Annotated in this window: 24 protein-coding genes and 1 pseudogene; 9 read left to right on the top strand and 16 right to left on the bottom strand. The window is 68.3% G+C overall.

What is annotated here, in order from left to right:
- Positions 1-2: 2 nt before the first annotated feature.
- The 11 genes from ACFP2V_RS23895 to ACFP2V_RS23845 all read right to left on the bottom strand — a co-directional run bounded on the left by ACFP2V_RS23895 (position 3) and on the right by ACFP2V_RS23845 (position 12,955).
- Entirely contained in the window at positions 3-1,166 is a 1,164-nt protein-coding gene (locus ACFP2V_RS23895; RefSeq protein WP_381216137.1) for an acyl-CoA dehydrogenase family protein, read from the bottom strand.
- Positions 1,163-3,115 (bottom strand): AMP-binding protein, encoded by a 1,953-nt coding sequence (locus ACFP2V_RS23890; protein ID WP_381216134.1) that lies wholly within the window; start codon positions 3,113-3,115, stop codon positions 1,163-1,165. The genes ACFP2V_RS23895 and ACFP2V_RS23890 overlap by 4 nt, the downstream gene beginning before the upstream one ends.
- 26 nt (positions 3,116-3,141) lie before the next feature.
- Positions 3,142-3,609, bottom strand: coding sequence for a MaoC family dehydratase (locus ACFP2V_RS23885; RefSeq protein WP_381216131.1), 468 nt, complete (start codon positions 3,607-3,609; stop codon positions 3,142-3,144).
- A gap of 29 nt (positions 3,610-3,638) precedes the next feature.
- Positions 3,639-4,547, bottom strand: a complete 909-nt coding sequence (locus tag ACFP2V_RS23880; protein ID WP_381216128.1) for an HpcH/HpaI aldolase/citrate lyase family protein — start codon at positions 4,545-4,547, stop codon at positions 3,639-3,641.
- Positions 4,548-4,620: 73 nt separating this feature from the next.
- Positions 4,621-5,871, bottom strand: a complete 1,251-nt coding sequence (locus ACFP2V_RS23875) for an MFS transporter (RefSeq protein ID WP_381216124.1) — start codon at positions 5,869-5,871, stop codon at positions 4,621-4,623.
- A gap of 2 nt (positions 5,872-5,873) precedes the next feature.
- A complete protein-coding gene (locus ACFP2V_RS23870) occupies positions 5,874-7,619 on the bottom strand; it encodes an ABC transporter permease (RefSeq protein WP_381216121.1) in 1,746 nt (581 codons plus the stop codon).
- Complete coding sequence (locus ACFP2V_RS23865) at positions 7,609-8,796, bottom strand: ABC transporter ATP-binding protein (protein WP_381216118.1); 1,188 nt, start codon at positions 8,794-8,796, stop codon at positions 7,609-7,611. Before ACFP2V_RS23865 ends, ACFP2V_RS23870 begins: the two co-directional genes overlap by 11 nt.
- 324 nt (positions 8,797-9,120) lie before the next feature.
- A complete protein-coding gene (locus ACFP2V_RS23860; RefSeq protein WP_381216115.1) occupies positions 9,121-9,522 on the bottom strand; it encodes a hypothetical protein in 402 nt (133 codons plus the stop codon).
- Positions 9,523-9,563: 41 nt separating this feature from the next.
- Positions 9,564-10,592: an ABC transporter substrate-binding protein gene (locus ACFP2V_RS23855; RefSeq protein ID WP_381216112.1), complete on the bottom strand. Its 1,029-nt coding sequence runs from the start codon at positions 10,590-10,592 to the stop codon at positions 9,564-9,566.
- A 262-nt stretch (positions 10,593-10,854) separates the two neighbouring features.
- Positions 10,855-12,030: a CaiB/BaiF CoA transferase family protein gene (locus ACFP2V_RS23850; protein ID WP_381216110.1), complete on the bottom strand. Its 1,176-nt coding sequence runs from the start codon at positions 12,028-12,030 to the stop codon at positions 10,855-10,857.
- A 115-nt stretch (positions 12,031-12,145) separates the two neighbouring features.
- On the bottom strand, positions 12,146-12,955 hold the full coding sequence (locus ACFP2V_RS23845; protein ID WP_381216106.1) for an SDR family NAD(P)-dependent oxidoreductase: 810 nt from the start codon (positions 12,953-12,955) through the stop codon (positions 12,146-12,148).
- Positions 12,956-13,144: 189 nt separating this feature from the next.
- On the opposite strand from ACFP2V_RS23845, the gene ACFP2V_RS23840 reads away from it, so the two are divergent.
- Together ACFP2V_RS23840 and ACFP2V_RS23835 are read left to right on the top strand one after the other, a co-directional pair.
- On the top strand, positions 13,145-14,344 hold the full coding sequence (locus ACFP2V_RS23840; protein WP_381216103.1) for an acyl-CoA dehydrogenase family protein: 1,200 nt from the start codon (positions 13,145-13,147) through the stop codon (positions 14,342-14,344).
- A 245-nt stretch (positions 14,345-14,589) separates the two neighbouring features.
- Positions 14,590-15,294 carry a GntR family transcriptional regulator gene (locus ACFP2V_RS23835; RefSeq protein ID WP_381216101.1) on the top strand — a complete coding sequence of 235 codons (705 nt, stop codon included), beginning with the start codon at positions 14,590-14,592 and terminating at the stop codon, positions 15,292-15,294.
- A gap of 50 nt (positions 15,295-15,344) precedes the next feature.
- On the opposite strand, the gene ACFP2V_RS23830 is transcribed toward ACFP2V_RS23835, so the two are convergent.
- The 3 genes from ACFP2V_RS23830 to ACFP2V_RS23820 form a co-directional block, all read right to left on the bottom strand.
- Entirely contained in the window at positions 15,345-15,872 is a 528-nt protein-coding gene (locus tag ACFP2V_RS23830; protein ID WP_381216164.1) for an SDR family NAD(P)-dependent oxidoreductase, read from the bottom strand.
- A gap of 253 nt (positions 15,873-16,125) precedes the next feature.
- The gene (locus ACFP2V_RS23825; protein ID WP_381216098.1) at positions 16,126-17,448 is read right to left on the bottom strand and encodes an MFS transporter; all 1,323 of its coding nucleotides are present in this window, start codon (positions 17,446-17,448) and stop codon (positions 16,126-16,128) included.
- A gap of 124 nt (positions 17,449-17,572) precedes the next feature.
- Complete coding sequence (locus ACFP2V_RS23820) at positions 17,573-18,508, bottom strand: acyl-CoA thioesterase (protein WP_381216095.1); 936 nt, start codon at positions 18,506-18,508, stop codon at positions 17,573-17,575.
- Between the two features lie 119 nt (positions 18,509-18,627).
- On the opposite strand from ACFP2V_RS23820, the gene ACFP2V_RS23815 reads away from it, so the two are divergent.
- The 6 genes from ACFP2V_RS23815 (at position 18,628) to ACFP2V_RS23790 (ending at position 23,624) form a co-directional block, all read left to right on the top strand.
- A complete protein-coding gene (locus ACFP2V_RS23815; protein ID WP_381216092.1) occupies positions 18,628-19,422 on the top strand; it encodes an SDR family NAD(P)-dependent oxidoreductase in 795 nt (264 codons plus the stop codon).
- An 84-nt stretch (positions 19,423-19,506) separates the two neighbouring features.
- Positions 19,507-20,268, top strand: a complete 762-nt coding sequence (locus ACFP2V_RS23810; RefSeq protein WP_381216089.1) for an electron transfer flavoprotein subunit beta/FixA family protein — start codon at positions 19,507-19,509, stop codon at positions 20,266-20,268.
- A gap of 46 nt (positions 20,269-20,314) precedes the next feature.
- On the top strand, positions 20,315-21,277 hold the full coding sequence (locus ACFP2V_RS23805) for an electron transfer flavoprotein subunit alpha/FixB family protein (RefSeq protein WP_381216086.1): 963 nt from the start codon (positions 20,315-20,317) through the stop codon (positions 21,275-21,277).
- 40 nt (positions 21,278-21,317) lie between these two features.
- Positions 21,318-22,091: an MmgE/PrpD family protein gene (locus tag ACFP2V_RS23800; protein WP_381216083.1), complete on the top strand. Its 774-nt coding sequence runs from the start codon at positions 21,318-21,320 to the stop codon at positions 22,089-22,091.
- On the top strand, positions 21,973-22,830 hold the full coding sequence (locus ACFP2V_RS23795) for an HTD2 family dehydratase (RefSeq protein ID WP_381216161.1): 858 nt from the start codon (positions 21,973-21,975) through the stop codon (positions 22,828-22,830). The genes ACFP2V_RS23800 and ACFP2V_RS23795 overlap by 119 nt, the downstream gene beginning before the upstream one ends.
- Positions 22,827-23,624, top strand: a complete 798-nt coding sequence (locus ACFP2V_RS23790) for an HpcH/HpaI aldolase/citrate lyase family protein (RefSeq protein WP_381216080.1) — start codon at positions 22,827-22,829, stop codon at positions 23,622-23,624. Before ACFP2V_RS23795 ends, ACFP2V_RS23790 begins: the two co-directional genes overlap by 4 nt.
- A gap of 48 nt (positions 23,625-23,672) precedes the next feature.
- Here ACFP2V_RS23790 and ACFP2V_RS23785 read toward each other — a convergent pair whose 3' ends face one another.
- Positions 23,673-24,962, bottom strand: coding sequence for a CoA transferase (locus ACFP2V_RS23785; RefSeq protein ID WP_381216077.1), 1,290 nt, complete (start codon positions 24,960-24,962; stop codon positions 23,673-23,675).
- 12 nt (positions 24,963-24,974) lie between these two features.
- On the opposite strand from ACFP2V_RS23785, the gene ACFP2V_RS23780 reads away from it, so the two are divergent.
- Complete coding sequence (locus tag ACFP2V_RS23780; RefSeq protein ID WP_381216074.1) at positions 24,975-25,193, top strand: nuclear transport factor 2 family protein; 219 nt, start codon at positions 24,975-24,977, stop codon at positions 25,191-25,193.
- Between the two features lie 181 nt (positions 25,194-25,374).
- Here the strand turns inward: ACFP2V_RS23780 and ACFP2V_RS23775 are convergent.
- Positions 25,375-25,704, bottom strand: a pseudogene (locus ACFP2V_RS23775) (tyrosine-type recombinase/integrase); the annotation flags it as partial.
- Between the last annotated feature and the right edge of the window lie 334 nt (positions 25,705-26,038).

Below are 26,038 nucleotides of genomic sequence, written 5' to 3'. Positions count from 1 at the left end.
CATCAGTACGACTTCGGGAGGCCGAGGATTTTGGTGGAGATGTAGTTGAGCACCATCTCCTGCGAGACCGGCGCGACCTTGAGCAGCCGCGACTCCCGCCAGAACCGCTCGACGTAGTACTCCTTGGCGTATGAGTAGCCGCCGAGGGTCTGCATCGCGCGGTCGCACGCCTGGAAGCCGGCCTCGCTGCCGAGGAACTTGGCTGCGTTGGCCTCGGGGCCGCACGGCTGCTTCGCGTCGTACAGCTCGGCGGCCTTCATGGCGATCTGCTCGGCGGCTTGCAGACGGATCCAGGAGTCGGCGAGTGGGTGGGCGACGGCCTGGTTCTTGCCGATGGGGCGGTCGAAGACGACCCGGGAGTTCGCGTACTTCACGGCCTCGTCCAGGGCGGCGCGGCCCAGGCCGATCTGTTCCATGGCGACCACGATGCGTTCGGGGTTCAGGCCATCGAGCAGGTAGGAGAAGCCCTTGCCGACCTCGCCGACCACCTCGTCGTCGCGGACCTCGAGGTTGTCGATGAACAACTCGTTGGAGTCGATGGCCGAGCGGCCCAGCTTGTCGATCTCGCGGACGGTGATGCGCTCCCGGTTCAGGTCGGTGAAGAACAGCGTCATGCCGTCCATCGGCTTCTCGTCCGACCGGGGGGAGGTCCGGGCCAGTAGGAGGATCTTCTTGGCGTTCTGGGCGTTGGTGATCCACACCTTCTGGCCGTTGATGACCCAGCCGCCGTCCGTCTTGGTGGCGCGGGTGCTGATGCGCGAGGTGTCGACGCCGGCGGTCGGCTCGGTCACGCCGAAGCACATCAGCAACTCGCCCTTGGCTATCTGCGGCAGGAACTCCCGCTTCATCGCCTCGGAGCCGTGCCGGATGATGGGCCCGGGCGGGAAGATGTAGAAGTGGACCGCCGAGGCGCCGGAGGCGCCGGCTCCGGAGTAGCCGATCTCGTGCAGCATGACCGCGGACTCGACGAGGCCGAGACCGAGACCGCCGTACTCCTCGGGGATCATCGCGCCGAGCCAGCCGCCGTCGGCGAACGCCTTGACGAACTCCCAGGGGTACTCGTGTTTGGCGTCCTTCTCCCTCCAGTACTCCAGGTCGAACTTGCGGGCAAGTTCGCGCGTCGTCTTGCGGATGAGTTCGAGGTCCGCGGGATCCTTCTCGGTCATCGCTTCTCTCCTGCTTCGTGGTGGTGGGGTATGTCTTCGAGCGGGGTGGCGGGATCGAGCGACGACAGGTCTCCGGGCGGCAGGCCGAGGTGGCGGGCACGGATCGCGCGGCGCATGATCTTGCCGTTCTTGGTCTTGGGAAGGGTCGGTACGACGACGACGGCGGGTGCGAACGACCTGCCGACGTGGCGGACGGCGGTGGCGACGAGGTCGTCGTGATCGACGTCGCCGTGGACGACGACGAAGGCGACGACCCGCTGGCCCCGGTCGGGGTCGGGCACGCCGACCACGGCTGCCTCCGCGATCCGGGCGTCCTTGAGCAGCGCCGCCTCCAACTCGGCGGGCCCGACCCGGCGCCCCGACACCTTGATGGTGTCGTCGGAGCGTCCGTGGATCCGCCACGTCCCGTCGGCGTCCACGCTGGCCAGGTCACCGTGCAGCCACACCTTCGGCCACCGCTGCCAGTACGTCTCCAGGTAGCGGCTGCGGTCCTGCCAGAAGGCATGGGTCATGCCGGGCCAGGTGTTACGTACGGCCAATTCGCCCACGGAGTCGGATATTCGCTGGCCGGAATCGTCAAGAACGACGACATCCATGCCGGGCAGGGGGCCGTTGAAGCCTGCCGCGTCGCTGGGCAGGAACGGGTAGGTGACCAGGATGCCGCCGCCGGTCTCGGTACCGCCGCTGTAGTTGACGATGGGGCGGGAGCCGCCGCCGACGGTCTCGAACAGCCACCGCCAGGTCGGCTCGTCCCACGCCTCGCCCGTGGAGGCGAAGGACCGCACGGTCGACAGGTCCGCGAAGTCCCTGCCGTCGGCGTTCTTCACGGCCCGGGCGGCCGTCGGTGCGATGCCCTGGAAGGTGACGCCGTTGCGCCGGGCGATGTCCCAGAGCCGGTCCGGTCCGGGGTGGGTCGGCACTCCTTCGGTGAACACGACGGTGGCGCCCAGCTGCAGCCCGCCCATGATCAGGAGCGGGCCGAGCATCCAGCCCATGTCGGCGATCCAGGCGATGACATCGTCCTCGTGGATGTCGAAGCCGTACGCGAAGTCGACCGCCGCCTTGACCGCGAAGCCGGCGTGCGAGTGCACGATGCCTTTGGGCGCGCCCGTTGTCCCGGAGGTGTAGATGAGCGTCAGCGGGTCCTGGGCTTCGGCTTCGACGGTCTTGACCGGTGCCGGATCCGTCGGGAGGTCGTCCCAGTGGATGTCGCGGCCGGCCTGCATGTCGGTGCCGTCCGCGAGGTGCTGCACCACTACGACGTTGCGTACGCAGGGCGCGTCCTGCAGGGCCTCGTCGGCGGTGTCCTTGAGTCCGACCTTCTTGCCGCGGCGGGTGGTGCCGTCGGCGGTCACCAGGACCACCGCTTCGGAGTCGCGCAGCCGCGTGGCCAGCGCCTCGGCCCCGTACCCAGTGAAGGCCGGCACCGAGATCGCGCCGATCGCGGCGCAGGCCAGGAAGGCCACGACAGCCTCCGGCACCACCGGCAGGAAGAGGACGACCCGGTCGCCCCTGCGCACGCCCAGGCCCGCGAGATTGGCCGCGAACCGGCGTACCTCCCGGTCGAGTTCGGCGTACGTCAGTGTGCGGCGCTGGCCCCCGTCGCCTTCGTAGACGACGGCGGTTCGGGTGGCCCGGTCGCTCATGGCGTGCCGGTGTGCGCAGAGTTCGGCGGCATTCAGCCGGCCTCCGACGAACCAGCGCGGGAACTCGTGGCCGTCGGAGTCGTCACGTACGACCTCGAACGGGGTGGTGAAGGTGATGTCGAGGTCGTCGACCACGGCCCGCCAGAACCACTCCGGGTCCCGGAGTGATCTGGTGTGCAGGTCCTCGATGTCGGAGATGCCCCACCGCTCCATTGCCCGCAGCAGTCGGCTGCGGCCGCGCTCGGCGTCGCCGGGAACCCAGGCGGGCTCCGGCGGCGCGGCGAACCGTCGCGGCTGTGTCATCAGCTCTCCCCTGGTGGACTGGTCGCTCAGGCGGCGGTCTCGACGGCGGCGCGCTTGAGCATCAGGCCGGCGCGCGCGCAATCGCAGACGACCTCGTCGCGCTGGTTGATGCCGTAGTGCCGGAACTGGACGATTCCCGAGTCGTCGCGGCTGCGGGACTCCCGCTTGCTCACGATCTCGGTGCGCACCCGGACGGTGTCGCCGTGGAACAGTGGCTTGGGGAAGGTGATCTCGCTGAAGCCGAGGTTGCCGAGGGTGGTGCCCTGGGTGGTGTCCTGCATGGAGATGCCGGTCACCAGGCCGAGGGTGTAGAGGCTGTTGACGATCCGCTGGCCGTAGATGCTGTCCTTGGCGTACTCCGCATCGAGGTGGAGTGGCGCCAGATTGAGTGTCAGGGCGCAGAAGGTGATGTTGTCGCTCTCGGAGATGGTGCGGCGGGTCTGGTGCTCGATCACCATGCCGGGTTCGAACTCTTCGAAGTAAAGGCCGGGCATCTTCGTTCCTCTTTCCTTGGTATACGGCGTCAGTTGGCGGCGGCGTCGCCGCGCTCGGCGATGAGGCGGCTGTAGGCGAGCACCTCGCGGGCGGTCTTGATGTGGGCGTAGTCGACGTGCATGCCCTCGTAGAGCACGGCTGCGGCGCCCGCGGCCTCGGCCTCCTCGAAGGCGGCGATCATGCCTTCGTAGAACTCGACTTCGGACTTCGAGGGACTGAAGACCTCGTTGGCCACCGCGATGTGCGAGGGATGGATGAGGACCTGGCCGCGGAAGCCGAGTTCGCGGTTCTGCTCGGAGAAGCGGCGTGCGCCGTCCGGGTCGGCGAGGTCCTGCCACACGCCGACCAGCGGGAACTCCAAGCCGGCGGTGCGGGCCGCCAGGACGGCGCGGCTGCGCAGGTAGAGGGTCTCCAGGCCCTCGGGGGTGAACTGGAAACCGATGGAGCGGGACACGTCGGCATCCCTGGCGGTGCCGGCGAAGAGCGTCGCCACCCGCGGGGAGGCCTTGGCCATCTGCTCGCAGCTCGCGTACGCCTCCGCTGTCTCGAGGTTGCAGATGAACTCCACCGATCCGGGTTCGACGCCGTTCTTCCGCTCGAAGTGGGTCACCAGGGCGTCGAACCTGATGATGTCCTCCGGTCCGAAGGTCTTCGGCAGGCTCAGCCCGTCCAAGCCCGGCACGACCACCGCGGCGATGTCGTCGCCGGCGATGCCGGTGTCCAGCGCGTTGACCCGTACGTACACACCGGCCTGGGAACCGGTCTCGTGGAGGCGGGCGACGGAGCGGGCGACTTCGACCCTCGCCTCGTCCTTCAGGTCGGCCGGGACCGAATCCTCCAGATCGAGGATCACACCGTCGGCGCCGGCGGCCAGGGCCTTCTCCACCCAGGTGCCACGGTGGCCGGGCACGAAGAGAACGGAGCGCATGGGCTTCATCGAGAACTCCTTGTCATCCGCGCAACATACATAATATATCCTGCACGACCCTTATTCAAAATATCATGCATCTTCAGTGGTGACGTGGGTCACTTTGGGGAGAGGGTGCATCGGACGTCTGCCCCGGTGAGCCCAGGTCGGGCACGGACGTGGCCTCGATCCGTCGTACGACGCTGCACACCGCTGCGGCCGCGAACGCCGTAACCACTGCGGCGCCCAGCCAGGCCCAGGTGAACGACAGGTGCGTGACAGCCAGTCCGAAGACAGCCGGACCCAGCAAGCCCCCCAGGAAGGTGCCGCTCTGCAGACGGGTCGTAGCTCGCAGGAGGTGCCTCGGATACATCTGGATCGCCGCGTAGTGCAGCAGTCCTGGCCACGCCCAGCCCAGGCCGAACGTCACCACCGCAGCCGCGCCGACCATGAGCGGGCCCTGGCCCAGCGCCAGACCGACCATGCCGAGGCTGCCGGTCACCAGGCTGATGACGACCCCGGCGAGATGGAGCTTCGGACGTGGCAGGCGGTCGGACACCATACCGACGACGATGCGCGTTCCCATTCCCAGCCAGGACCCCACCGCCAGGAAGACGGCCGCGGCACCGGCCGTCGCACCACCGTGGACCATGCCCTCGACGAGAAACGGCGGGAGAACAGCCCCGCCCGAGGCTGCCAGGAGACCCGCGGTCGCCAGCAGTCGCAAGCCCCGGGCCTCCCCCGCACTGTCACCGACGCGGGGGGGCTGCGGCGTCTCGGGCGCGGACCGAGCGCTGCGCCCGATCCAGCCCAGGGCAGCAATGGTGGCCAGGCACAGGGCGGAGTATCCGGCGTACACCATCTGCCAGTCGTGGCCGTCGCCGACCACGAGGTAGGCCGCCAGCGCGGCCAGCGACGCACCGCCCGGTACGGCCGACATCCGCACCCCGAAGGCGAGGCCACGTCGGTGCGAGGGGACCACGCGGGCGATGAGGAGGTTGACGGCCGGTGTGGAGAATCCGTTCGCGGCCCCGCATATCCCGGCCGCCGCGAAGAGCTGCCAACGGCCGCTCCACAGCGCAACCGTGACGGCGACCACGGCGCACAGCGCGAGACCGAGGCGGATCAGCGCGAGCTGGCCCCACCTGGTCATCAGCCGCCCGGCGAGCTGGGCGACCAGTGCCGAGGCGAGGTAGAAGCCGGCGAAGCTGAAGCCCACGTCGCTCGCGGTGAAGGCGAAGTCCTCGCGGATCGCGAACACCAGGGCGCCGGGCAGCGGGCCGACCATGCCGATGACGGCGCTCGCCAGTCCCGGTAGGACGATGAGCGCCGCCGTTCGCGGTGCGGCTGCCATCGTCAGAGCCGCTCGAGCGCCCGGCGGCCGCCGAACACCATCGCCAGCACAACGCCGAGACCGGTCACCGCGGTCATCAGCAGGGCGATCACAGCGACCTGGGAGTAGGTGCCGCCGTTGTACTCGTCGAAGAGGACCACGGACAGCACCTTGGTCGTCGGCCCGCGCAGCAGCAGCGAGACGCCGAACTCGTGGGTGAGCAGCACGAAGGTGATCGCCGCCGAGGAGGCGATGCCCGCCCGCGCGAGCGGCAGCAGAACCTGGAAGAAGGTGCGGAGCGGGTGTGCCCCGCTGACCTGCGATGCCTCGAGCGTCGGGCGTCCCAGCGACATGATCGTGGCCAGCTGGTAGCGGACAGAGTACGGCAGCATGATCGTCACGTACGCGATGATCAGGCTCGTCTGGCTGCCGTAGAGGCCGATGCCCGGCTGCGAGAACGCGAAGAGGAAGCCGAAGCCGAGCAGCGCCGCCGGCACGGTCAGCGGCATGTTCGCCATCAGGTCGAGGATGGCCGGGACCGGGCGCCACATGCGGTCCCGGTTGTAGATGGCCAGTGAGATCAGCATGCCGAGCGGGATGACGATCGCCACGCCGGTCAGGGCCACGGTGAGCGTCGTGGTGACGGCCTGCAGGATTTGCGGGTCGTTCAGCACGGTCGAGAAGTGCTGGATCGTCATGTCGCCGAAGGAGAGCTTGCCGCTCCAGTACGGCGAAAGGCCGACGAAGGCGATCGCCAGCAACGGCAGGAACGCGGCGATCGTCGTGTATGCCAGCACGATGCAGGCTGACACCGCGCTGCCCGCGCGGGTCAGCTGGCGGTTGTCGAGGGAGGAGGTGCCCTGCCCCACGAAGCGGTTCTGGTTTCCCAGCGAACGAGTCTGGAAGATCACCAGGAGGACGGCCAGCAGGAGCAGCGGCGTGCCGAGTGCGGATGCGAGCGGGTAGTCGACCGGGTACTCCGCACTCAGCGTGTACATCTTGGTCGTCACGACGTCCAGGCCCTCGCGGCGGCCGAGCAGCAGCGGGCCGGTGAACTGGCCCAGCGACAGGAGGAAGACCACCACGGAGGAGTAGACGAGCGTGGGGCGCAGCAGCGGCAGGGTGATCGTGAACAGCGTGCGGAGCGAGCCTGCTCCGTTCACGCGGGCCGCGAGCGCGTAGTCGGAGCCGAGGTTGCGCAGGCCGGTGTAGACGAACAGGTAGACGAACGCCGCCAGGTGGGTGCCCGTGTACACGATGATCCACTCGAAGGTGTAGACGTTGATCGGCCCCGAGCTCCCGCCGAAGAACGGCGTGGCGCGCAGCAGCGTGTTGGCGTAGCCGTTCTCCGGGGAGAAGAGGAACACGAAGCCGACGACGTGCGCGACGGCCGGCACCACCATCGGCAGCACGGGCAGGAACTCGAGCTTCTTCCGCAGCCGCGGCCGCATCGAGTACGACGCGAGGGCCAGCACCGTTCCGAACACCATGCCGATGGCCAGCGCACCGAGCCCGAGGGTCAGCGTGTCGACCGCGATGTCCTGCAGGTCGGACATGCCGACGAGGCGGCGCATGCCGTCGGCGCCGTCGCTCCATGCCTGCCACTGCAGGGGGATCAGAGGGGCCATGACCAGGGCGGTGATCACGACGGTCAGCAGGATCCACGGCCAGTGCGGGCGGGCGGCTCGAACCACGCGGGTCATCGCGGCGCCGTGGTCCTGGTGGTCGGCCGCCCCCGATGCCGGACGGGTCTGCAGTTCAGGAGCCATGGGTCCAGCCCTCCACAAGGTTGCCGTCGGCGGCGTAGCAGAGCGTGTGCCGCGGGTCGATCCCCAGCTCGACGTCCGTCGCGGGCGCGAACCGTTCGGCGCTCGCCGGGATGCCGACCCAGAACCGGATGCCGTTGACGCGCACGACGTGCTCGTTGTGGTTGCCGCCGGGCAGCACCTCGCGGACGGTGCCCCCGGTGAGCCAGGTGCGGCCGGCCGCGCCTTCGCCGCTGCCCGCGCCCCGCAGTTCGAGGTCCTGGTCGCGAAAGAGGAGGGTGTAGGAGCCGGGCATGCCGGGGCGGAAGAAGCCCCGAAGGGTCTGTCCGGCGAGCTCGGCGTTGCCGAGGTCGTCGACTTCCGCTTCCAGGCGGTTGCGTGCACCCAAGAAGTCGGCGACGTACGCGGTGGCGGGGCGCCGATAGACCTCCTCGGGGTCGCCGATCTGCTCGATGCGGCCCTCGCGCATCACGGCGACGCGGGTGCCCAGAGCCAGGGCCTCCTCCTGGTCATGGGTGACGTACACGCCGGTGAAGCCCAGCCTGCGATGAAGGGAGCGGAGTTGGGCACGCAGCTCGATACGGAGCAGCGCGTCGAGGTTGCTGAGCGGCTCGTCGAGCAGGAGCAGACCAGGGTTGGAGGCCAGTGCGCGGGCCAGCGAGACGCGCTGCTGCTGGCCGCCGCTGAGCTCGGGCGGATAGCGGTTGGCGAGGTGGTCGCACTGGACGAGCTTGAGAACCTCCTCGACACGGCCGCCGTTCAGCAGGTCCTTCAGGCCGCGCGACTTGAGCGGGTAGGCGACGTTGCGGGCGACGTCCATGTGCGGCCAGAGCGCATAGTTCTGGAAGACCATGGCGACGTCGCGCCGGTTGGGTTGCACGAACGTACGGGCATCGGTGTCGACCACGGTCTTGCCGGCGAGGTTCACGCGCCCGCCGTCGGGGCGCTCCAGCCCTACCAGGCAGCGCAGCAGCGTGGTCTTGCCGCAGCCACTCGGTCCGAGGAGGACGAGGAGCTCGCCGTCGGCGATTCCCAGGTCGATGCCGTGGAGGACCTGGACCGTCTCCTTGCGCCGGCGGAAGCTCTTGGTGAGCTTCGAGACCTGCACTTTGGCGGTCTGGGAAGGGCGTTCGCGGTCGGCTGCCGCGGTCGGTGGCGCTGCGGTTTTCTGTGTGCTCACGGCGGTGTTCTCCTGGGGGTGGTCGGGTGTGCACGGCGACTCCGGAGCGCCCGGAATCTATGCATCATGTATGTGCTGGGTTTATGCGCTGCCGCTGGGAAGAAGCGCGGGCGGTTCAGGTGGGCCGGCCGGCGGCGCGGCACAGCAGCGGGCGGATGTCCGTGTTCTTCTCAAGCCGCGGGAACCCTCGGTCAGGGCTTTTGGTGTCCGCGCCGCGAGCTCTCGGCGGTGTACGTCGTACCGCGTGCGTCGACCTCGATGCGGGTGGTCCGGGCCGACGGGCGTTGCGAGAGCTGTCATGTCGTACGTGCTCGATCCGGTTGTTCAGCCGGACCGGCTCCTTGCCGCGGAAGCGGCGCCGAACGCCGAGCGGGCGTAGCCGGCGACAGGGGCGAGCTTCATCCCGCTTTCGGTCATGTCGCGGGCGTCGACCATGGCTTTGCCGATGCGGCAGGTCATCTCGTGGACGACCGCGGCCGCTTCGCTCGGCTTTCTGCCGGTGACGGCGCCGCTCTCGTCGGCTGCCAGGGCACCGGGAAGGACGTACGGCGAGACAGGGTCCGCAGGGCAGCACCGCGTCGAAGCCGGGAGCGCTGACGACTTCGGTGTGCGCGAACACAGGACCCACAGGCGACGAGCGGCCGGGTGTGCCGAACGCTGCGGCGTCGCGTCCGTGTCCGCGGTGGCGGTGAACCCGCCGAATGGTTCGGTGAGGGTCTCGTCCATGTCTGCCACGTCCCTGCCGGAGTGCCCTGCGCGCTACGGGGTCAGCCGAACCACTTCTTGAACTTCTTGTTGGCTTCCTCGATGCGTTCCGGGGTGTACGAGGAGGAGTCGAGCATCCTCGCGTCCTCGGGCAGCTCGATGGCGCCCTCGACACCATCGCGTCCGGCGGCACCGAAGCCGTCGCCGTTGATCGCGGCCTGGCCCTTCTCGGACATCATGAAGTCGAGGAAGACGCGTGCGGAGTTGGGCCGCCGGCTCTTGTCGAGGGCCGCGGCCCCCCACTCGATCCAGTAACTGGGATGGGGCACGATCGCCTCGATCGGCGCGCCCTGTGCCTGCATCTGCTTCACCGTGGAGGGGGTGGATATGTTGGTCACGCCGATCTCCCCCGAGGCGACAGCCTGCGTCATCGTGACGACCGAGGGGTAGAACTTGGGGCTGAGCTTGCCGCTCTTCACCAAGTGCTCCTCGCCCAGCTCCTTCTCCTGGAAGTCCAGGTAGCCGGCGATCGAGGTGGTGACGTCGGTGCGCAGGCCGAGCTTGCCCTTGACCGAGGGATCGACGGTGTCTTCCCATGTCTTGAAGCCCTTGGGGAAGATTTCCTTGTTCCACACGATCATCGAGTAGGGGAGGGCAGACGGAAGGATCGCCTTGTTCTTCACCGCCCACGCGTCGTCGTGCCAGCCCTTGAGCGACGGACCGTCGGCCTCGATGAACGCGCCCTTCTGGTTGGTGAACCACGCCGGGTCGCTGTAGAGGAAGACGTCCGCCCCTTCCGCCTTCGACTTGATCTCCGACTCGACCCGTGCCGGCAGCTCACCCGCGCCGCGGGTGAGATTGACGGTGATCTCCGGGTACTCCTTCTTGAAGGCGGCGACGAGGCGCTTGTTCTGGACGTCCGGCATCACCGAGTAGAAGCTGACGCTGCCCTCTTCCTCTGCGGCCGCGACCACATCCTCCCAGGGGCCCTCGACCACCGTGCCCTCGGCGCCACCGCACGCTGTGAGCCCACTGGTACTCAGCAGAACGGCCAGGCCTGCGGCCGCGCGCCGCACCGAAGCATGCTTCATGTTTCCTCCATGTGTCCACAGCTGCGCATCACCGCGTAACATACTTAATATATGATGCACGTCAAGGCTTTGAGTCGAACCGACAGCCAATGCGTGGGGTAATCCAGCGCAGCAGAATTGCAGTACTGATCGGGCAGTTACTGAAGCGTTCAGGAGAACGGCTCGCAGTCAAGGTCGCACCCGCGAACCCCGGAGCTCATGAGCCTCCTTGATGCGCCCCCTGTCAGCCGAGGACCGCTTCCTCTCTGGTAAGGCCGGCCCGTCAGGCGCCCGCGAAAAGCACGCCGGCGTCAAGCAGAGCCTGCACCCGCGCGTCGTCGTACACCTCCGAGGCAAGCTCCAAGGTGTGCTCCCCCACCCGGGGAGCCTTGCCGGGACGCTCGGGGCGGATGCCGCCGAACCGCCATGGCGGGCGCAGCAGGGAGAGACCTTCGCGCTCCGGTTCCACCAACTCCAGCCACTGGGTCTGAGGGTGCTCGATGAAGCCCGACATGGTGAGCACCGGGGCGAAGGGCACGTCGGCTTCGGTGAGCCGCTTCTCCCACTCGGCGGACGACTTGGTGACGAACTCCGCCTCGACGATCTCCATGAGCGCGGTGTAGTGCTTCATCCGCAGGTCGTACGTCGTGAAGCGCGGGTCGTCCGCCAGGTCCGGTCGGTCCATGGCCTCCAGGAGGGCGAGCCAGAACTTCTGCGAGGACGACAGGTGCAGGGCGATGTCTTCGCCGGACGCGGTCTTGAGGCAGAAGTTCTGCGCCTGCGGGTGGCGGCTGCCGCAGTACGGGTCCTCGTGACCGTTGTCGAAGTACTGCGTCATCGCATCGACCGTGAGGGTGCTGACCGCCTCCATCAGCGATGTCTCCACCCGCTGCCCGCCGCCGGTCGCGGCACGCCCGACCAGAGCGGCAAGCACGCCGGTCAGCGTGGTGACGCCGGTGATGAGGTCGGCGAGGCAGGAACCCGTCAGTGCCGGGCGCCCCGCCTCCCCCAGCACCGTGTACAGGCCGCCGAATGCCTGGCCGATCGTGTCGTAGGCGGGCCTGTTGCGTAGTGGGCCCCCGTTACCGAACCCGGACGCCGAGGCGTAGACAAGGTCGGGTCGCTGGGCGCGGCACTCCTCCTCCCCCAGTCCCAGGGCGGCCAGCTTGTCCGGCCGCATGTTCTCCAGGACGACGTCGGTGCGCGGGAGGAGGGCCTTCACCGCCTCGATGCCCTCGGGGCGCTTGAGGTCGACGGCGAAGCTGCGTTTGCCCGCGTTGTACTGGATGAAGTAGGGGCTGCGGTTGTCGGCCCCCCGCCGGAAGTCCTCACCGTCCCCCGGCTTCTCGACCTTGACCACGTCGGCGCCCAGGGCGCACAGCATGGAGCTCGCGTACGGGGCGGATATGTATCCCCCGAACTCCAGGACGCGGATGCCCTTGAGAGGCAGGTGCTGCATCGCTGACCTCGCTCTGACTCAGGCGCCGGCCAGCTCGCCGGTCGCACGAGGAAACATGTCGCAAACTTTGCTGGTCGCGGAACCCCCGTATCAGGGGCTGACCCGCCACGGGCTGTCAGCCCGTCATCAGGCTCTGGCCGCCATCGACCACGGGGGAGGCCCCCGTGATGAACGCGGCCTCGTCGGAGGCGAGGAACAGAGCGGCATGGGCGACGTCCCAGGCCGTCCCGCCCGGGTGCCGCAGGGGCACGCGGGCATTGCGTTCGGCAACCACCTGCTCCCGGCTTGCCCCCGATTGCCGCACGCGGGGCTCCACCGCCATCGGCGTCTCCATCAGCCCCGGCAGAACCGCGTTGGCCCGGATGTCGTGCGAGGCGTTGGCCGCGGCCACATGCGTGGTCAGGGAAACGACACCGGCTTTCGAGGTGCGGTAGGCGACGTTCGGGTAGTCGATGAGCACCGCGTTGGAGGCGATGTTGGTGATCACGCCACTTCCCTGTTCCCGCATGATGCGCAGGGCGTGCTTACAGGTGAGCACCATGCCCTGCAGGTTGACGGCGACAACCCCGGAGAAGGTCTCGGGTTCGATCTCCGTCACCGGCGCGTCGCCTGCGGCAGCACCCGCCACCCCGACGTTGTTGTGCAGGATGTCGAGGCGCCCGTAGGCATCGACGCATGCGGCGACCGCCGCCTCGATGTCGGCCTCACTGGTGACGTCGGCCCTTACGGCCAGCGCCCAGCCGCCCTCGTCGATGATCTCCTTCGCGGTCTCCTCCGCGGAGGCCGCGTCCCGGTCGACTGCGACCACTGCCGCGCCTTCGCGGGCCATCAGTAGTGCAGCGGCCCGGCCGTTGCCAACCGTGGCCCCCTCCGTCTGTCCGGCGCCCACGACCAGGGCCACCTTGCCGGCTACCCGTTGCCCCATCGTTGCGGCTCCTCCCGCTCACCCGGCCCAGCAATCATGCAAGATACGTAATATATTGTGCTTGCACAAGGGTTCAAATGGAGCCTGTTGGCGGTGCACTTCATATGTGATTACGACGGTGCGGGCTCCTCCGCGCCCCGCCAGGGCGCCCTGGAGCCCGCACCCCTCTTGACCAGGAAGGAAGCACACATGGGCCGCCTCTGCGAGACCGAGGGCCTGACGGACGTACAAGAGGAGATCCTCCGGACCGTTCGTGGCTATGTGGACGACAAGATCCTCCCCGTTGCCTCGGAGTACGAGCACAAGGACGAATACCCGACCGAGATCGTCGAGGGCCTCAAGGACCTCGGCATCTTCGGGCTCACCATCCCGGAGGAGTACGGCGGCTTGGGCGAGTCCCTGCTCACCTACGCCCTGGTGGTCGAGGAGCTCTCCCGGGGCTGGATGAGCATCTCCGGGGTCATCAACACCCACTTCATCCTTGCCTACATGATCTCCCGCCACGGCACCGAGGAGCAGAAACGCTCCTACCTCCCCCGCATGGCAACAGGCGAGATACGCGGGGCGTTCTCCATGTCGGAGCCGGACTGCGGCTCCGACGTCTCGGCCATCAAAACCAAGGCCGTCAAGAATGCCGACGGTACGTACACCATCGACGGCCAGAAGATGTGGCTCACCAACGGCGCCTCGGCGAACCTGGTGGCCGTACTGGTCAAGACCGACGAGGGGCATGACGCCCCGCACCGGAACATGACCACATTCCTCGTGGAGAAGAAGGAGGGCTTCGGCGAGACCGCACAGGGCGTCACCGTCCCCCGCAAGATCGAGAAGATGGGCTACAAGGGCGTCGACACCACCGAGCTCCTCTTCGACGGCCACCGCATCGGCGCCGACCGCATTCTGGGCGGCACCAGCGGCAAGGGCTTCTACCACATGATGGACGGCGTCGAGGTCGGCCGGGTCAACGTCGCGGCACGGGCCGTCGGGGTCGCCCACCGCGCCTACGAGCTCGCCGTTTCCTACAGCCAGCTGCGGGAGGCCTTCGGCAAGAAGATCGCCCAGCATCAAGCCGTGCTGTTCCGGCTCGCGGAGATGGCCACCAAGACCGAGGCTGGCCACCAGATGATGGTCCGCGCCGCCCGCAAAAAGGATTCGGGCGCCCGCAACGACCTCGAGGCCGGCATGGCCAAGTACCTCGCCTCCGAGTACTGCGCCCAGGTCGTCGAGGACGCCTTCCGTATCCACGGCGGATACGGCTACTCCAAGGAGTACGAGATCGAGCGGCTCTACCGGGAGGCACCGATGCTGCTCATCGGCGAGGGCACCGCGGACATCCAGCGCATGATCATCGGCCGTCGCCTGCTGGAAGACTACAAGAGCGGCAGCTGAGACCTGGAAGGCGATCCCGCTGTACACAGGGCCCGGAACCGGCGGCGTGCAGTACGCCCGGGTTCTGGGCTCTGCCCGCACCGGCAGGCCATGATGGAGAACCAACCTCCGTTGCTGTGACCGCGCAGAGCGGGCTGTAGTACTTTATTTTCTATATAACGTTTTGCGGACGCTTCCGCAAAGACGTCGGTGACTGCCACCATCGACGGAAGCGACGCCGGCGAACACGGAAGCGGGAGGAGACAGTGAAGAGCAGCCCAACGGTCCCCAGGAGGACCCCTGGGGACAAGCGCAAGCAGCTTCCTGAGGAAGTGGCCGCCTACGTACGCGAGTTGGTCATCACGGGAGAGGTCAGTGCCGGCGAGTTCCTCCGGATGGAACCCATCGCAGAGGCGGTAGGGGTCAGCAACACCCCTGTCCGTGAAGGACTGCTGCTTCTGCAGAGCGAGGGCTTCGTGCAGCTCGTGCCGCGGCGCGGCTTCGTCGTCGCACCGTTCACCCCCGGCGACATCGAGGACATCTTCTGGGCGCAGGCCCGCCTCGGGGGCGAACTCGCGGCCCGCGCCGCCAAGCAGATCACCCCCGCCGCCATCGCGCGGCTGGAGGCCAACATCGAGGATTATGAGCGCGCTGCCGAAGCGGGTGACACGTATGCCCTCGCCGAGCTGGGCCACCTCTTCCACCGTGAGGTCAACCTGGCCGCCGGCTCCCGGCGGCTCGCCCTGCTGCTGGGCACGGTGGTCAAACAGCTGCCCAACCAGTTCTACGTGACCATCGAGGGGCAGGTCGACAACTCACGTACGGAGCATCCGCTGCTACTCGACGCGCTGAAGAAAGGCGATGCGCGCAAAGCCCGTTCAGTCTTCGAGAAGCACATCCAGGGCGGGGCCACCCGGCTGATCGAGACCCTGAAGGAGCGCGGTATGTGGGCGGAGGAGCAGGCGAGCTGACACTGAGGCGCGAGGAGGGGGCAGTCGGAGCGCCGCCCCTCCGCCTAACCTTATTCGGGCCGGTTCACCGCGTACCCGGCGTACAGCGCGTGCGTACCGCCGTCGACCTCGGCGATCAGGCCCGAGACGTACGACGCTTCCTCCGAGTTGAGGAACAGGGCTATGGCAGCCTGCTCCTCGGCAGTGCCCGCACGACGCAGCGGGACGACTGCCTCGCGTGACTCCCAGTACCCGCTGCTCACCACGCGCACCCGGGTGTTCATTCCCGTCGCGGTCAAGCCGGGGCACAGGGCGTTGACCCGGAGGCCGTGCACGCCCCATTCGACGGCGAGCGCACGGGTCAGGCCGACGACGGCGTGCTTGGAGACGACGTACGGCACATTCCCGGGCAGGCCATGGGTGCCGGCGACGGACGCCGTGTTGAGTACCGCGCCGTGCCCTTGTTCGATCATGACACGGCCGACGGCGGTGACGACGTGGAATGCGGCGTCGTTGTTGACGCCCATGACGTGCGACCAGGTCGCGTCGTCGACCTCCGCGGTGGGACGGGCGCGGCTGACGCCCGCGTTGTTGAACAGGGCGTCGATGCGGCCGCCCCCGAAGTCTCGGGCGGAGTCGACCAGTTACTGTGCGGCACCGGGCTCCCGGACATCGGCGGCAATGGTCACCACCCGGTCCCCCTGCAACTCCGTGAGCGGCCCGGCGCTCACATCGTTGGCGACGAGCATGGTGCCCTCGGCGAGGAGGCCCTCGACGATCGCTCGCCCGATGCCGGAGGCTGCCCGGTGACGACGGCGACCTTTCCGGTGTAGCGCTTCGGTGCACGGACGGTCATGAAGACTCCTTCGTACGGCCCAGCAATGCCAGCGGAATCAGGCCCAGCACTGCGGCTGCGGAAACATATACCGACACCAGGATGGTTCCGCCCCCCACATTGAGGAGAGCGACCATGCTGAGCGGCGCCCAGCCGCCGCCGACGACGTTCGCCAGCTGATGGCCGAGGGAAGCGCCGGTGTAGCGCATCCGGGGAGGGAACATTTCGGCGAACATCGCGATCGCCGGCCCCTGCATCGCCCCGACCGCGGCGAGCCCGACGAAGAGGCCGAGGGTCAGCAGCGGCAGCTCCCGAGTGTCCGCCAGTGGGAACACCACGAACGACCATGCGCCCGCGACGGCGGCCCCGGCCGCAAACACAGGGCGGCGCCCTATTGTGTCGGACAGTGCGGCACAGCCGATCGTGCCTGCCGTCCACCCGGACATGGCGATCAGGACTGCGGTGAGCATGGCGTTCTTGCCCATGCCAAGCTCGTGCACGCCGTAGTCGAGCATGCCGGTGGTGATGATGTAGAAGCTGATGGTGGCCGGAGCGAACGTGCCGGCGGCCAGAAGCACGGCCTTCGGTCGGCGAAGCACCTCGAGGAGTGGAGACTTCGGCGCGGCCTGCGCGCGGTTTTGGCGCTCCTGCTCTGCGCGGCGGAACTCGGGGCTGTCCTCGATGTTGCGGTGGATGGCGTAGGCGAGCGGCAGCATCACGATGCTGAGCAGGAACGGGATTCTCCAGCCCCAACTGTCGAAGGCCTCCGGGCCCACCAGGTGGCCGACGAGGATGAAGACGAGATTGCCGGTGATCATGCCGAACGGCACGCCCAGTTGGGGAATGGCGCCATACAGGCCGCGCCGGTTCGGGGGCGCGTGTTCGAGGGCCAGCAGGGACACGCCGCCCCACTGTCCACCGATCGCCATTCCTTGCGCGATGCGAAGTACGACGAGCAGAAGCGGCGCCATGATCCCGGCCATGGCGAAGTTGGGCAGCAGGCCGATGAGTGTGGAGGCCATGGCCATCAGCACCATGGCGCTCACCAGAGCGGGCTTGCGCCCGTGCCGGTCGCCGATGCGCCCGAACACCGCGGCGCCGAGCGGCCGGGCAGCGAAGCCCACGGCGAAGGTCGCGAATGAGGCCAGAACCCCGGCCGTCGGGCTCACTTCAGGGAAGAACTGGCCGTGGAAGACCAGCGCAGCGGCCGTACCGTAGATCATGAAGTCGTAGTACTCGATGGCCGACGCAGAGATGGCAGCAGCCAGCGCTTTGACCCGCGGCTTGCGGTCCGAGACAGCCGGCACAGGCGTGTGCGGCGCATCCACTTGGGTGTTCACTCTGCCTCGATTCGGTGGTGGCAGCTGGAGCGGCTCTTCAAGGGCGACCGAAAGGCTTCGGTCTCGGCCGGGCGCAGGGCACCTGGAAATGCACATGATATGAAATGCGCAATGCTCGCTGCGTTCAGGACGTATGCGGCGAGCGCGCGGGAACGGGGAGGGCAGAGTGCTCCCCGCGCGGGCGGATCAGACCTTCCTGGACGACTGTGGCGGCCACCCCCCGGGTGGGGCTGTACACATGGGCGGTGGCCAGCCCGCGGCTACCACCGGCCCAGGCGGAGGACTTGTCGTACAGCAGCCACTGGTCGACGGGGACGATCTGGTGGAACCACATGGCGTGGTTGACGGTCGCCCGCTGCACCCCCGGCGCCAGGAACGGGTAGCCGTGCGGCCGCAGCGCCGTGGACAGCAGGGTCAGGTCGCTGATGTAGGCCAAGAGGCAGGAGTGCAGGGCCGTCTCCTGGCTGTCGAGGCTGTCGTGCACACGGAACCACAGGCGTTCCGTTGCCGGCTGCGGGGGCGCACCGCCCGCCACCGCCTCGCCTTTCACTGGCCGTACGGCGGCATCGCACTCCTCGATGACGCGCAGATCGAGGGCCTTCCACTCCTCACGCCAGAACGTCTGGGTGTCGCGGTCCGCCCGCTCGAGCGCTTCGACCAGCGGGACCGCGTCCCTTGGCACGGGCACGCGCGGCATCGGCGCCTGATGCTCATAGCCTGCCTCCTCGCGGTGGAAGGAGGCGGTGAGCTCGAAGATCTGGCGCCCGTGCTGGTGGCCGCAGACCCTTCGCGAGGTAAAGGACCGCCCGTCCCGCACTCGGGTCACGTCGTAGCGCACGGACTCCTTCGCATCGCCACCCCGCAGGAAGGACGCATGCAGGCTGTGGACCGGGCGACCGGATGGGACCGTGCGGTACGCGGCCATCAGGGCCTGGGCCAGCAGCTGCCCGCCGTAGGTGCGGGCCATCCTGCTGCGGCGGGCCGCTTGCCCCAGGAAGCTTTCGGTTCCGACCTCGTCGAGGTCGAGCAGGTCCACCAGGTCCTTCCCCGATGCGGGCATGGATGCGCCTCCGTGGTGCGAGTCCGTCGTCGGAGGACCATTGTAGGCGGAGAATATATTTTGTATGGTGCATGAAGCTTATAGGTTCATGGATTCGGCACCCCGAGGAAGGCCACCGCATGACCACCACCGACTCTGCCCTCTGCGAGTTCTTCTCCGTCGCGGGAAAGACCGTCCTGGTCACCGGCGGCAGCCGCGGTATCGGCCTCGCCATCGCCGAGGGCTTCGTCCGCGCGGGAGCCCGCGTCTACATCTGCTCGCGCAGCGAGGACGCCTGCGCCGCCGCGGCCAAGGAGCTGTCGCGGTACGGCGAGTGCCACGCGCTGGCGGCGAACCTAAGCAGCGCCGAGGAGTGCCGCTCCCTCGCCGCGCAAATCGCCGAGCGTGAGACCCGCCTGGACGTGCTGGTGAACAACGCCGGCGCCATCTGGGCAGAAAGGCTCGAGGAGTATCCGGAGTCCGGCTGGGACAAGGTCTTCAACCTGAACGTGAAGGGCCCCTTCTTCCTCGTGCAGTCGCTGCTGCCGCTACTGAAGGCGGCCGCGGCCCCCGAGCGCCCCGCCCGGGTGATCACCGTCGGCTCGATCGACGGCCTCCACATCCCGTCCCACGAGACGTACGCGTATTCCTCCTCGAAGGCCGCGGTCCACCAGCTCAGCAAGCATCTCGCGGACCAACTGGCTCCGTTCTCCATCACTGTCAACGTGATCGCACCCGGCATGTTCAACAGCAAGATGCTCAAGGGGACGCTGGAGCAGCACGGTGAGGAGACCATGCTCGCGCCGGTCCCGCTGAAGCGCTTCGCGAACGGCACCGACATGGCCGGCACCGCCATCTTCCTTGCCTCACCCGCCGGCTCGTACATCACCGGGGCCGTGCTGCCGGTCGACGGCGGCACCGCCACCACCCTCTGACGAACCGTTCTTCTCTTCCGTACGTCCGCGTGGGGCCGACGGCCCCGAGCATGAAAGGGCCCTGCTTTGAGGATCGTTGTCGCTGTGAAGTACGTACCCGATGCCACCGGCGACCGCCACTTCGCCGATGACCTGACCACTGACCGGGATGCCGTGGACGGCCTGCTGTCGGAGCTGGACGAGTACGCGGTGGAGCAGGCCCTGCAGATCGCAAAGGACGCGGACGACGCCGAGGTCACCGTCGTGACCGTCGGTCCGGAGGATGCCAGGGAAGCCGTCCGCAAGGCCCTGTCGATGGGCGCGGACCGGGGTGTGCACGTCGAAGACGACGATATCCACGGTTCGGACGCCATGGGCACCTCCCTGATCCTGGCAAAGGCCATTGAGAAGACCGGTTACGACCTGGTCGTCACCGGCATGGCCTCCACCGACGGCACCATGGGCGTGCTGCCGGCGATGCTGGCCGAGCGCCTCGGCGTGCCGCAGGTCACCTACCTGTCTGAGGTCAACGTGGCCGACGGCAAGGTCACCGGCCGCCGTGACGGCGACGTCGCCTCCGAAGAGCTCGAGGCCGCCCTGCCGGCGCTGGTGTCGGTCACCGACCAGTCCGGTGAGGCCCGCTACCCGTCCTTCAAGGGCATCATGGCCGCGAAGAAGAAGCCGGTGGAGTCCCTGGACCTGGACGACTTGGGCATCGAGGCGGACGAGGTCGGCCTCGGGGGCGCCTGGACCAGGGTTGAGGACGCGGCGCCGCGTCCGGCCCGTGTACAGGGCACGATCGTGACCGATGAGGGTGCGGGCGCCAAGCAGCTCGCCGAGTTCCTGGCCGGTCAGAAGTTCATCTGAGCCTGAGTTGCCTGCCCGGTCTTCTTCGAACCAGGAGTGATTTCCCATGGCTGAAGTTCTTGTCTATGTCGACCACGTGGGCGGTGCCGTCCGCAAGCCGACCCTCGAGCTGCTGACCCTCGCCCGCCGTATCGGTGACCCTGTCGCCGTGCACCTGGGCCCGGGTGGTGCCGCCGCCGCGAAGACCCTGGCCGAGTACGGCGCGGTCAAGGTCCTGACCCACGAGGCTGCGGAGTTCGCCGACTACCTGGTCGTGCCGAAGGTCGACGCTCTTCAGGCCGCCTACGAAGCGGTCTCTCCGGCGGCGGTGCTGGTGCCGTCTTCTGCGGAGGGCAAGGAGATCGCCGCCCGCCTTGCGGTGCGGATCGGCTCGGGCATCATCACCGACGCCGTCGACCTGGAGAACAGCGACGACGGCCCCGTCGCGACGCAGTCCGTGTTCGCGGCCGCGTTCACCACCAAGTCCCGTGTCTCCAGGGGCACTCCGGTCATCACCGTGAAGCCGAACTCGGCCACCCCGGAGACCGCCCCGGCCGCCGGAGCGGTCGACGAGCTGGCCGTGACCTTCTCCGAGGCTGCGACCGGCACCAAGGTGACCGCCCGCAACCCGCGTGAGTCCTCGGGGCGTCCGGAGCTGACGGAGGCGGCGATCGTGGTCTCTGGTGGCCGTGGCGTCAGCGGTGCCGACAACTTCTCGCTCATCGAGGCCCTCGCCGACTCCCTCGGCGCGGCCGTCGGCGCGTCGCGTGCCGCGGTGGATGCGGGTTGGTACCCACACACCAACCAGGTCGGCCAGACGGGCAAGCAGGTCTCCCCCCAGTTGTACATCGCCGCCGGCATCTCCGGCGCCATCCAGCACCGCGCCGGCATGCAAACAGCCAAGACCATCGTCGCCATCAACAAGGACGAAGAAGCACCCATCTTCGAACTCGTTGACTACGGCGTCGTCGGCGACCTCTTCGACGTCGTCCCCGCCCTCACCGAAGAAGTCAAAACCCGCAAGGGCTGACACGCCACCGGAACACCACTCCTCGGAAAGCACTTCTTCCATGGCCGCCACCCTCACCCAACACCTCGCCGACTTCACCGCCGCCACCTCCTACGAGAATCTGCCGGACGAGGTGGCGGACGACAGTAAGCGGGTACTCCTCGACTCGATCGGCTGCGCCCTCGCCGCTGTCGACGAACCCCGCGGCCGCATCGGCATCGAGTACGCCGGCCTGCAGGGCGGAACGGACGAGTCTGCCACCGTCCTCGGCTCGGACAAGCGCAGTTCGGTGTTCGGTGCGGGGTTCGCCAACGGCGAGCTGATCAACACCCTCGACTTCGACGCCGCGCTCCCAATCGTCGAGACGCACCCCGACTACGTGACCGCGCTGGAGGCCAACCCCGCGGCCCGACCCACCCGCGTCGAGGTCACCGCCCGCGGTACGACGCACACCGCCGAGCGCAGCTTCCCCAAGGGCAGCCCCTCTCCGGACCCCGCTACGTACGCGACGACGGATGACCTGGTCGACAAGTCCCGGCACAACGCCTCGGGAATGCTCAGCGAGGCGGACACGGACCACGCGGTTGAGACACTGCTCAATCTGGAGACGGCCGCGGACGTACGTGCCGTGTTGCGTGCGCTGCCCCCCTTCCCGTTCGCGCCGGTAGCCCCGGACGACCTCGAGTCCCATGGACCGGATGGAGACAAGGATGCCGCTGACCGCGGACGAACTCACCGCCCACGTCGAATCCTGGGCCCCGGCCGCGCTGGTGCGCGAGGACGACCTGTCGCCCGGCCCGGCAGCCGCCCTGGCCGCGCTGCTCGGCCGGCATGAGGACGGGCCGGCCGCTGGAGAGCCGCTGCCGCCGCTGTGGCACTGGCTGCACTTCCTGGAGTGGGTTCCGCAACAGGATCTCGGTCCGGACGGGCATCCGCTGCACGGTCACTTCCTGCCTCCGATCCCCGGCCGCCAGCGCATGTTCGCCGGCGGTCGGTACGAGGCCCGCCGCCCCCTGCTGACGGGCGTCCGCACCAGGCGGATCAGCAGCCTTCATTCGGTGACGGTCAAGCAGGGCTCCTCCGGCCCCCTGCTGTTCACCACCGTCCGGTACGAGTACGCGCAGGAGAGCGAGGTCTGCGCCGTCGAGGAGCAGGACATCGTGTACCGCTCCGGCTCTGCCTCATCCGCACCGGCCGTAGTCACAGCGTCGCAGGAGCCCGAGTCCAAGGATCGCTGGCAGCTTCCGCTGACTCCTGACCCGGTGCTGTTGTTCCGGTTCAGCGCGCTCACCGCCAACGCCCACCGCATCCACTACGACGACCCGTACGCCCGGGAGATTGAGGGCCACGCCGGACTGGTCGTGCACGGTCCGCTGCTGGCCCTGCTGATGCTGGAGCTCGCCCGCCGGAACGAGCCTCGCCCCGTCCGGAACTTCTCCTTCCGACTTCGCAGTCCGGTCTACGCGTACGAGCCACTGCTCGCCCATGGGACACCGGACGGCGACCGCGCCGCCCTGCGCGTCTCGACCGGCCGCGCGGACCGACACAGCACCGGTGAGGTGACCTTCGCGTGATCGGCACCTTCACCCGGGCCCGCACCCTGCTGTTCGTACCGGCCGATCGTCCCGACCGCTTCGCCAAGGCGGCCGGGAGCGGAGCCGCGGCCGCCATCCTCGACCTGGAGGACGCGGTGGCCCCGCAACGCAAGGAGGAGGCCCGTCGGCATGCAGCAGCCTGGCTGTCGTCAAACGGGCACGCCCTGGTCCGGGTCAACAGCCTGGGAACGCCCTGGTACGAGGAGGACGTGGCGATGGCCGCCCAGTGCGGGGCGCCGGTCGTCGTGCCCAAGGCGGAGTGCCCCACCGCCCTCGCAGAACTCGCCGACCGCCTCGGCCCTTCCGGTGTCGTCATCGCCCTCATCGAGACGGCGCTCGGCGTCGAGCGGGCCTTCGAGGTGTGCTCCTCGCCCGGCGTCGTACGTGCTGCGCTGGGGAACGTCGACCTCGCCGGTGAGCTGGGCGTCTCCCCCGACGACCAGGTGGCGCTGGCCTACGCCCGCAGCCGGCTGGTGTGTGCCTCGGCCGCAGCACAGCTGGCGCCGCCCGTGGACGGGGTCACCACCGCCGTTCGGGACGAGACCGCCCTCACCGCTGATCTGGACCACGCCCGCCGCCTCGGCTTCACCGGGAAGCTGTGCATCCACCCGGCCCAAGTGGTGCAGGTCGAGAAGGCGTTCGCCCCCACCGAGGAGGAGCTGCGCTGGGCCCGGGAGGTCACCACGGTGCAGGACGGAGTGTCCGTAGTGGACGGGAAGATGGTCGACAAGCCTGTCCTCGAGCGGGCCCGCCGCATTCTCGCCTCCGCCTGAAAACGGATGGGTCCCGGCACGTTCCACCGTGCCGGGACCCATCCGTTTTCAGAACGGGGCAATGACGCCCCGGTCGACAAGTGCGCCCAGCTCCGCCCCTCCCAGGCCGAGCACCTCGCTGAGCACCTGCTCCGTATGCTCGCCGAGTCTCGGCGCCGCAGCCACCGGCCCGTACTCCTCGCCCCGGCGCAAGGGCAAGCGCGCGGTCAGCACCTCCCCGATACCGGGTTGCTCCACCTGTCCGATCACCCCGGACCCGCCGCCCGCGCGGATCTCTGCGGCGACCTCTGCCATGGTCCGGTACGCGCTCCACAGGACGTGGGCCGCATCCAGCTCCCGCGTCACCTGCTCCAGCTCACGGGCCTCGAACCAGGGGCGCAGCACTGCGGCGATCGTCTCCCGCAGGCGGAATCGCTCGGACTCCTCGTCCAAGTCGACACCCAGGGCGTCCTCCAGAGCGGCGAACACCTTCTCGGTGCCAGTCACGGTGCGCAGCGCTGCCCACTGACGGGGGGTGAGAGCCACTACCATCACGCGCCGCCCGTCTCCCGTGGCGAAGTCGACGCCGAAACTGCCGTACAGGTGGTTGCCGTGGCGTGCCCGATTCCCTTGCTCCTCGGCCTCGGCGAGCCAGCCCATACCGGCTATCCCGGCCAAGGCCACGTCGTGCAGGGCCAGTTGCAAGAAGGTACCCTCTCCGCTGAGCCCCCTTCTGTGCAGCGCAGCAAGCAGGCCCGTGACGGCCGTCATGCCGGTGAGGAGGTCCCAGGCCGGCAGGACGTGGTTGACCGGGTCCCCGGACCCGGCGGGACCGGTGAGGTGGGGCACGCCGACCTCGGGATTGACGGTGTAGTCCACCGCCGGGCGGCCGTCGGCGTATCCCTGGATGTGCACGTGGATCACGTCTGGGCGCCGCTCGGTCAGGACGTCGTACGACAGCCAGGGCCGGCCGGCGTTGTTGTCGACGACGAGTCCGTTGTCCCTTCCGGGGGCGGTAGCGAGCGCGATGACCAACTCACGCCCCTCCGGACTGCGCAGGTCGACGGCTACCGAGCGTTTGCCTTTGTTCAGCGCCGTCCAGTACAGGCTCTCTCCCGTGCGATCGGACACCGGCCAGCGCTGGTGATCGGGCCCGCCACCCACGGGGTCGACTCGGATGACGTCGGCGCCGAGCTGGCCCAGCGTCATGCAGCCCGAGGGGCCCGCGACGAAGCTCGCGCACTCCACAACGCGCAGCCCTGCAAGGGGTGTTCTTGTCGTACCGGGGATTGTCACAGCAGACCTCCAACTGGGCGCGCCTGCGGAGCGGGCGCACGACCCGTGTAATCCATTAAGCATGATATATCTTATGTGAAAGGTGCGGCATACGGACGAGAACCGGAGGGAGCGTTCGGCACGACGTCGACAGCGGAGGCACTGCAGCGCCTGGTTGACCGGAAGGAAATTCAGGATGCGCTGGCGCGCTACGCCCGCGGGGTGGACCGCGGCGACTGGGAACTGGTCAGGTCCGCCTACCCCCCGACGCCCACGACGAGCACGGCTCCTTCAGCGGCGGTATCGACGGTCTGATCTCCTGGCTGACCGATCGCTTCGAGGGAGTCGACAATTCCGTGCACTTCCTGGGCAACTGCCTGATCGAGCCGACCGGTCCGGACAACGCCCTCGTTGAGACGTACTTCGTCAGCGCGCCCCTCACCACGAAGGACCCGCATCGCACGATCGACGCCGGTGGCGCGCTCACTTCCAGCCGTCACAGGACAGCCCGCAACTGCTCGTCCAAGATCATCGCTGCCTTGGTGATGCTTCCGGGCATGAGGTGCCTGTACGTGCGGTAGGCGACCTGGATCGACGTGTGCCCCATCCATCCCGCCACGTCTGTGACGGGAATGCCGTTGCTCAGCGCGTTGGACGCGAAGAAGTGCCGAAAGCTGCACATTCCGACGCCTTCCGCCGACGGGAGGACCTGGAACAGCTTCGACACCCGGTATCGCTCGTTCGGTTCGCTGAAGGGCCCCTTCGGCCCCCTCAAGAGGTACCCGTCCTCCGTGGTCCCGTGCTCTTCCGCGAATCGTTCGATCGAGAAAGACGTCTTCTTCCGGTCGCTGTTTTCCCCGAGCGTCGCGAAACCGGATGGCGCAGGCGTGCGGGCAACGACTGGACCTGGAACAGTCACAGGGCTTGAAGAAGGAACCCATGCCGCGGGCGAGCCGACGAGCCAAGGAGCGAGACCTTCCGAAGGGGCGAGCGAACCAGCGAAGGCCGGCTCTGCTGTCACGTCCCTCGGTCAGCAAGGCGGAGATCTCCGACTCGCCGCATGCTGGCTACTTGCTGACCTGGGGTTCACCCAGCATGCACTTGACCTGACCCTATGAGGACCGGGCCCCCTTCCCTGCTCAGCCCAGCGGTGCCTACCG

The organism is Streptomyces incanus (genome assembly GCF_042656345.1).
Classification (GTDB): domain Bacteria; phylum Actinomycetota; class Actinomycetes; order Streptomycetales; family Streptomycetaceae; genus Streptomyces; species Streptomyces incanus.
Note: the sequence above shows the minus strand (reverse complement) of the source record. Positions and strands in the feature narration are given on the sequence as shown.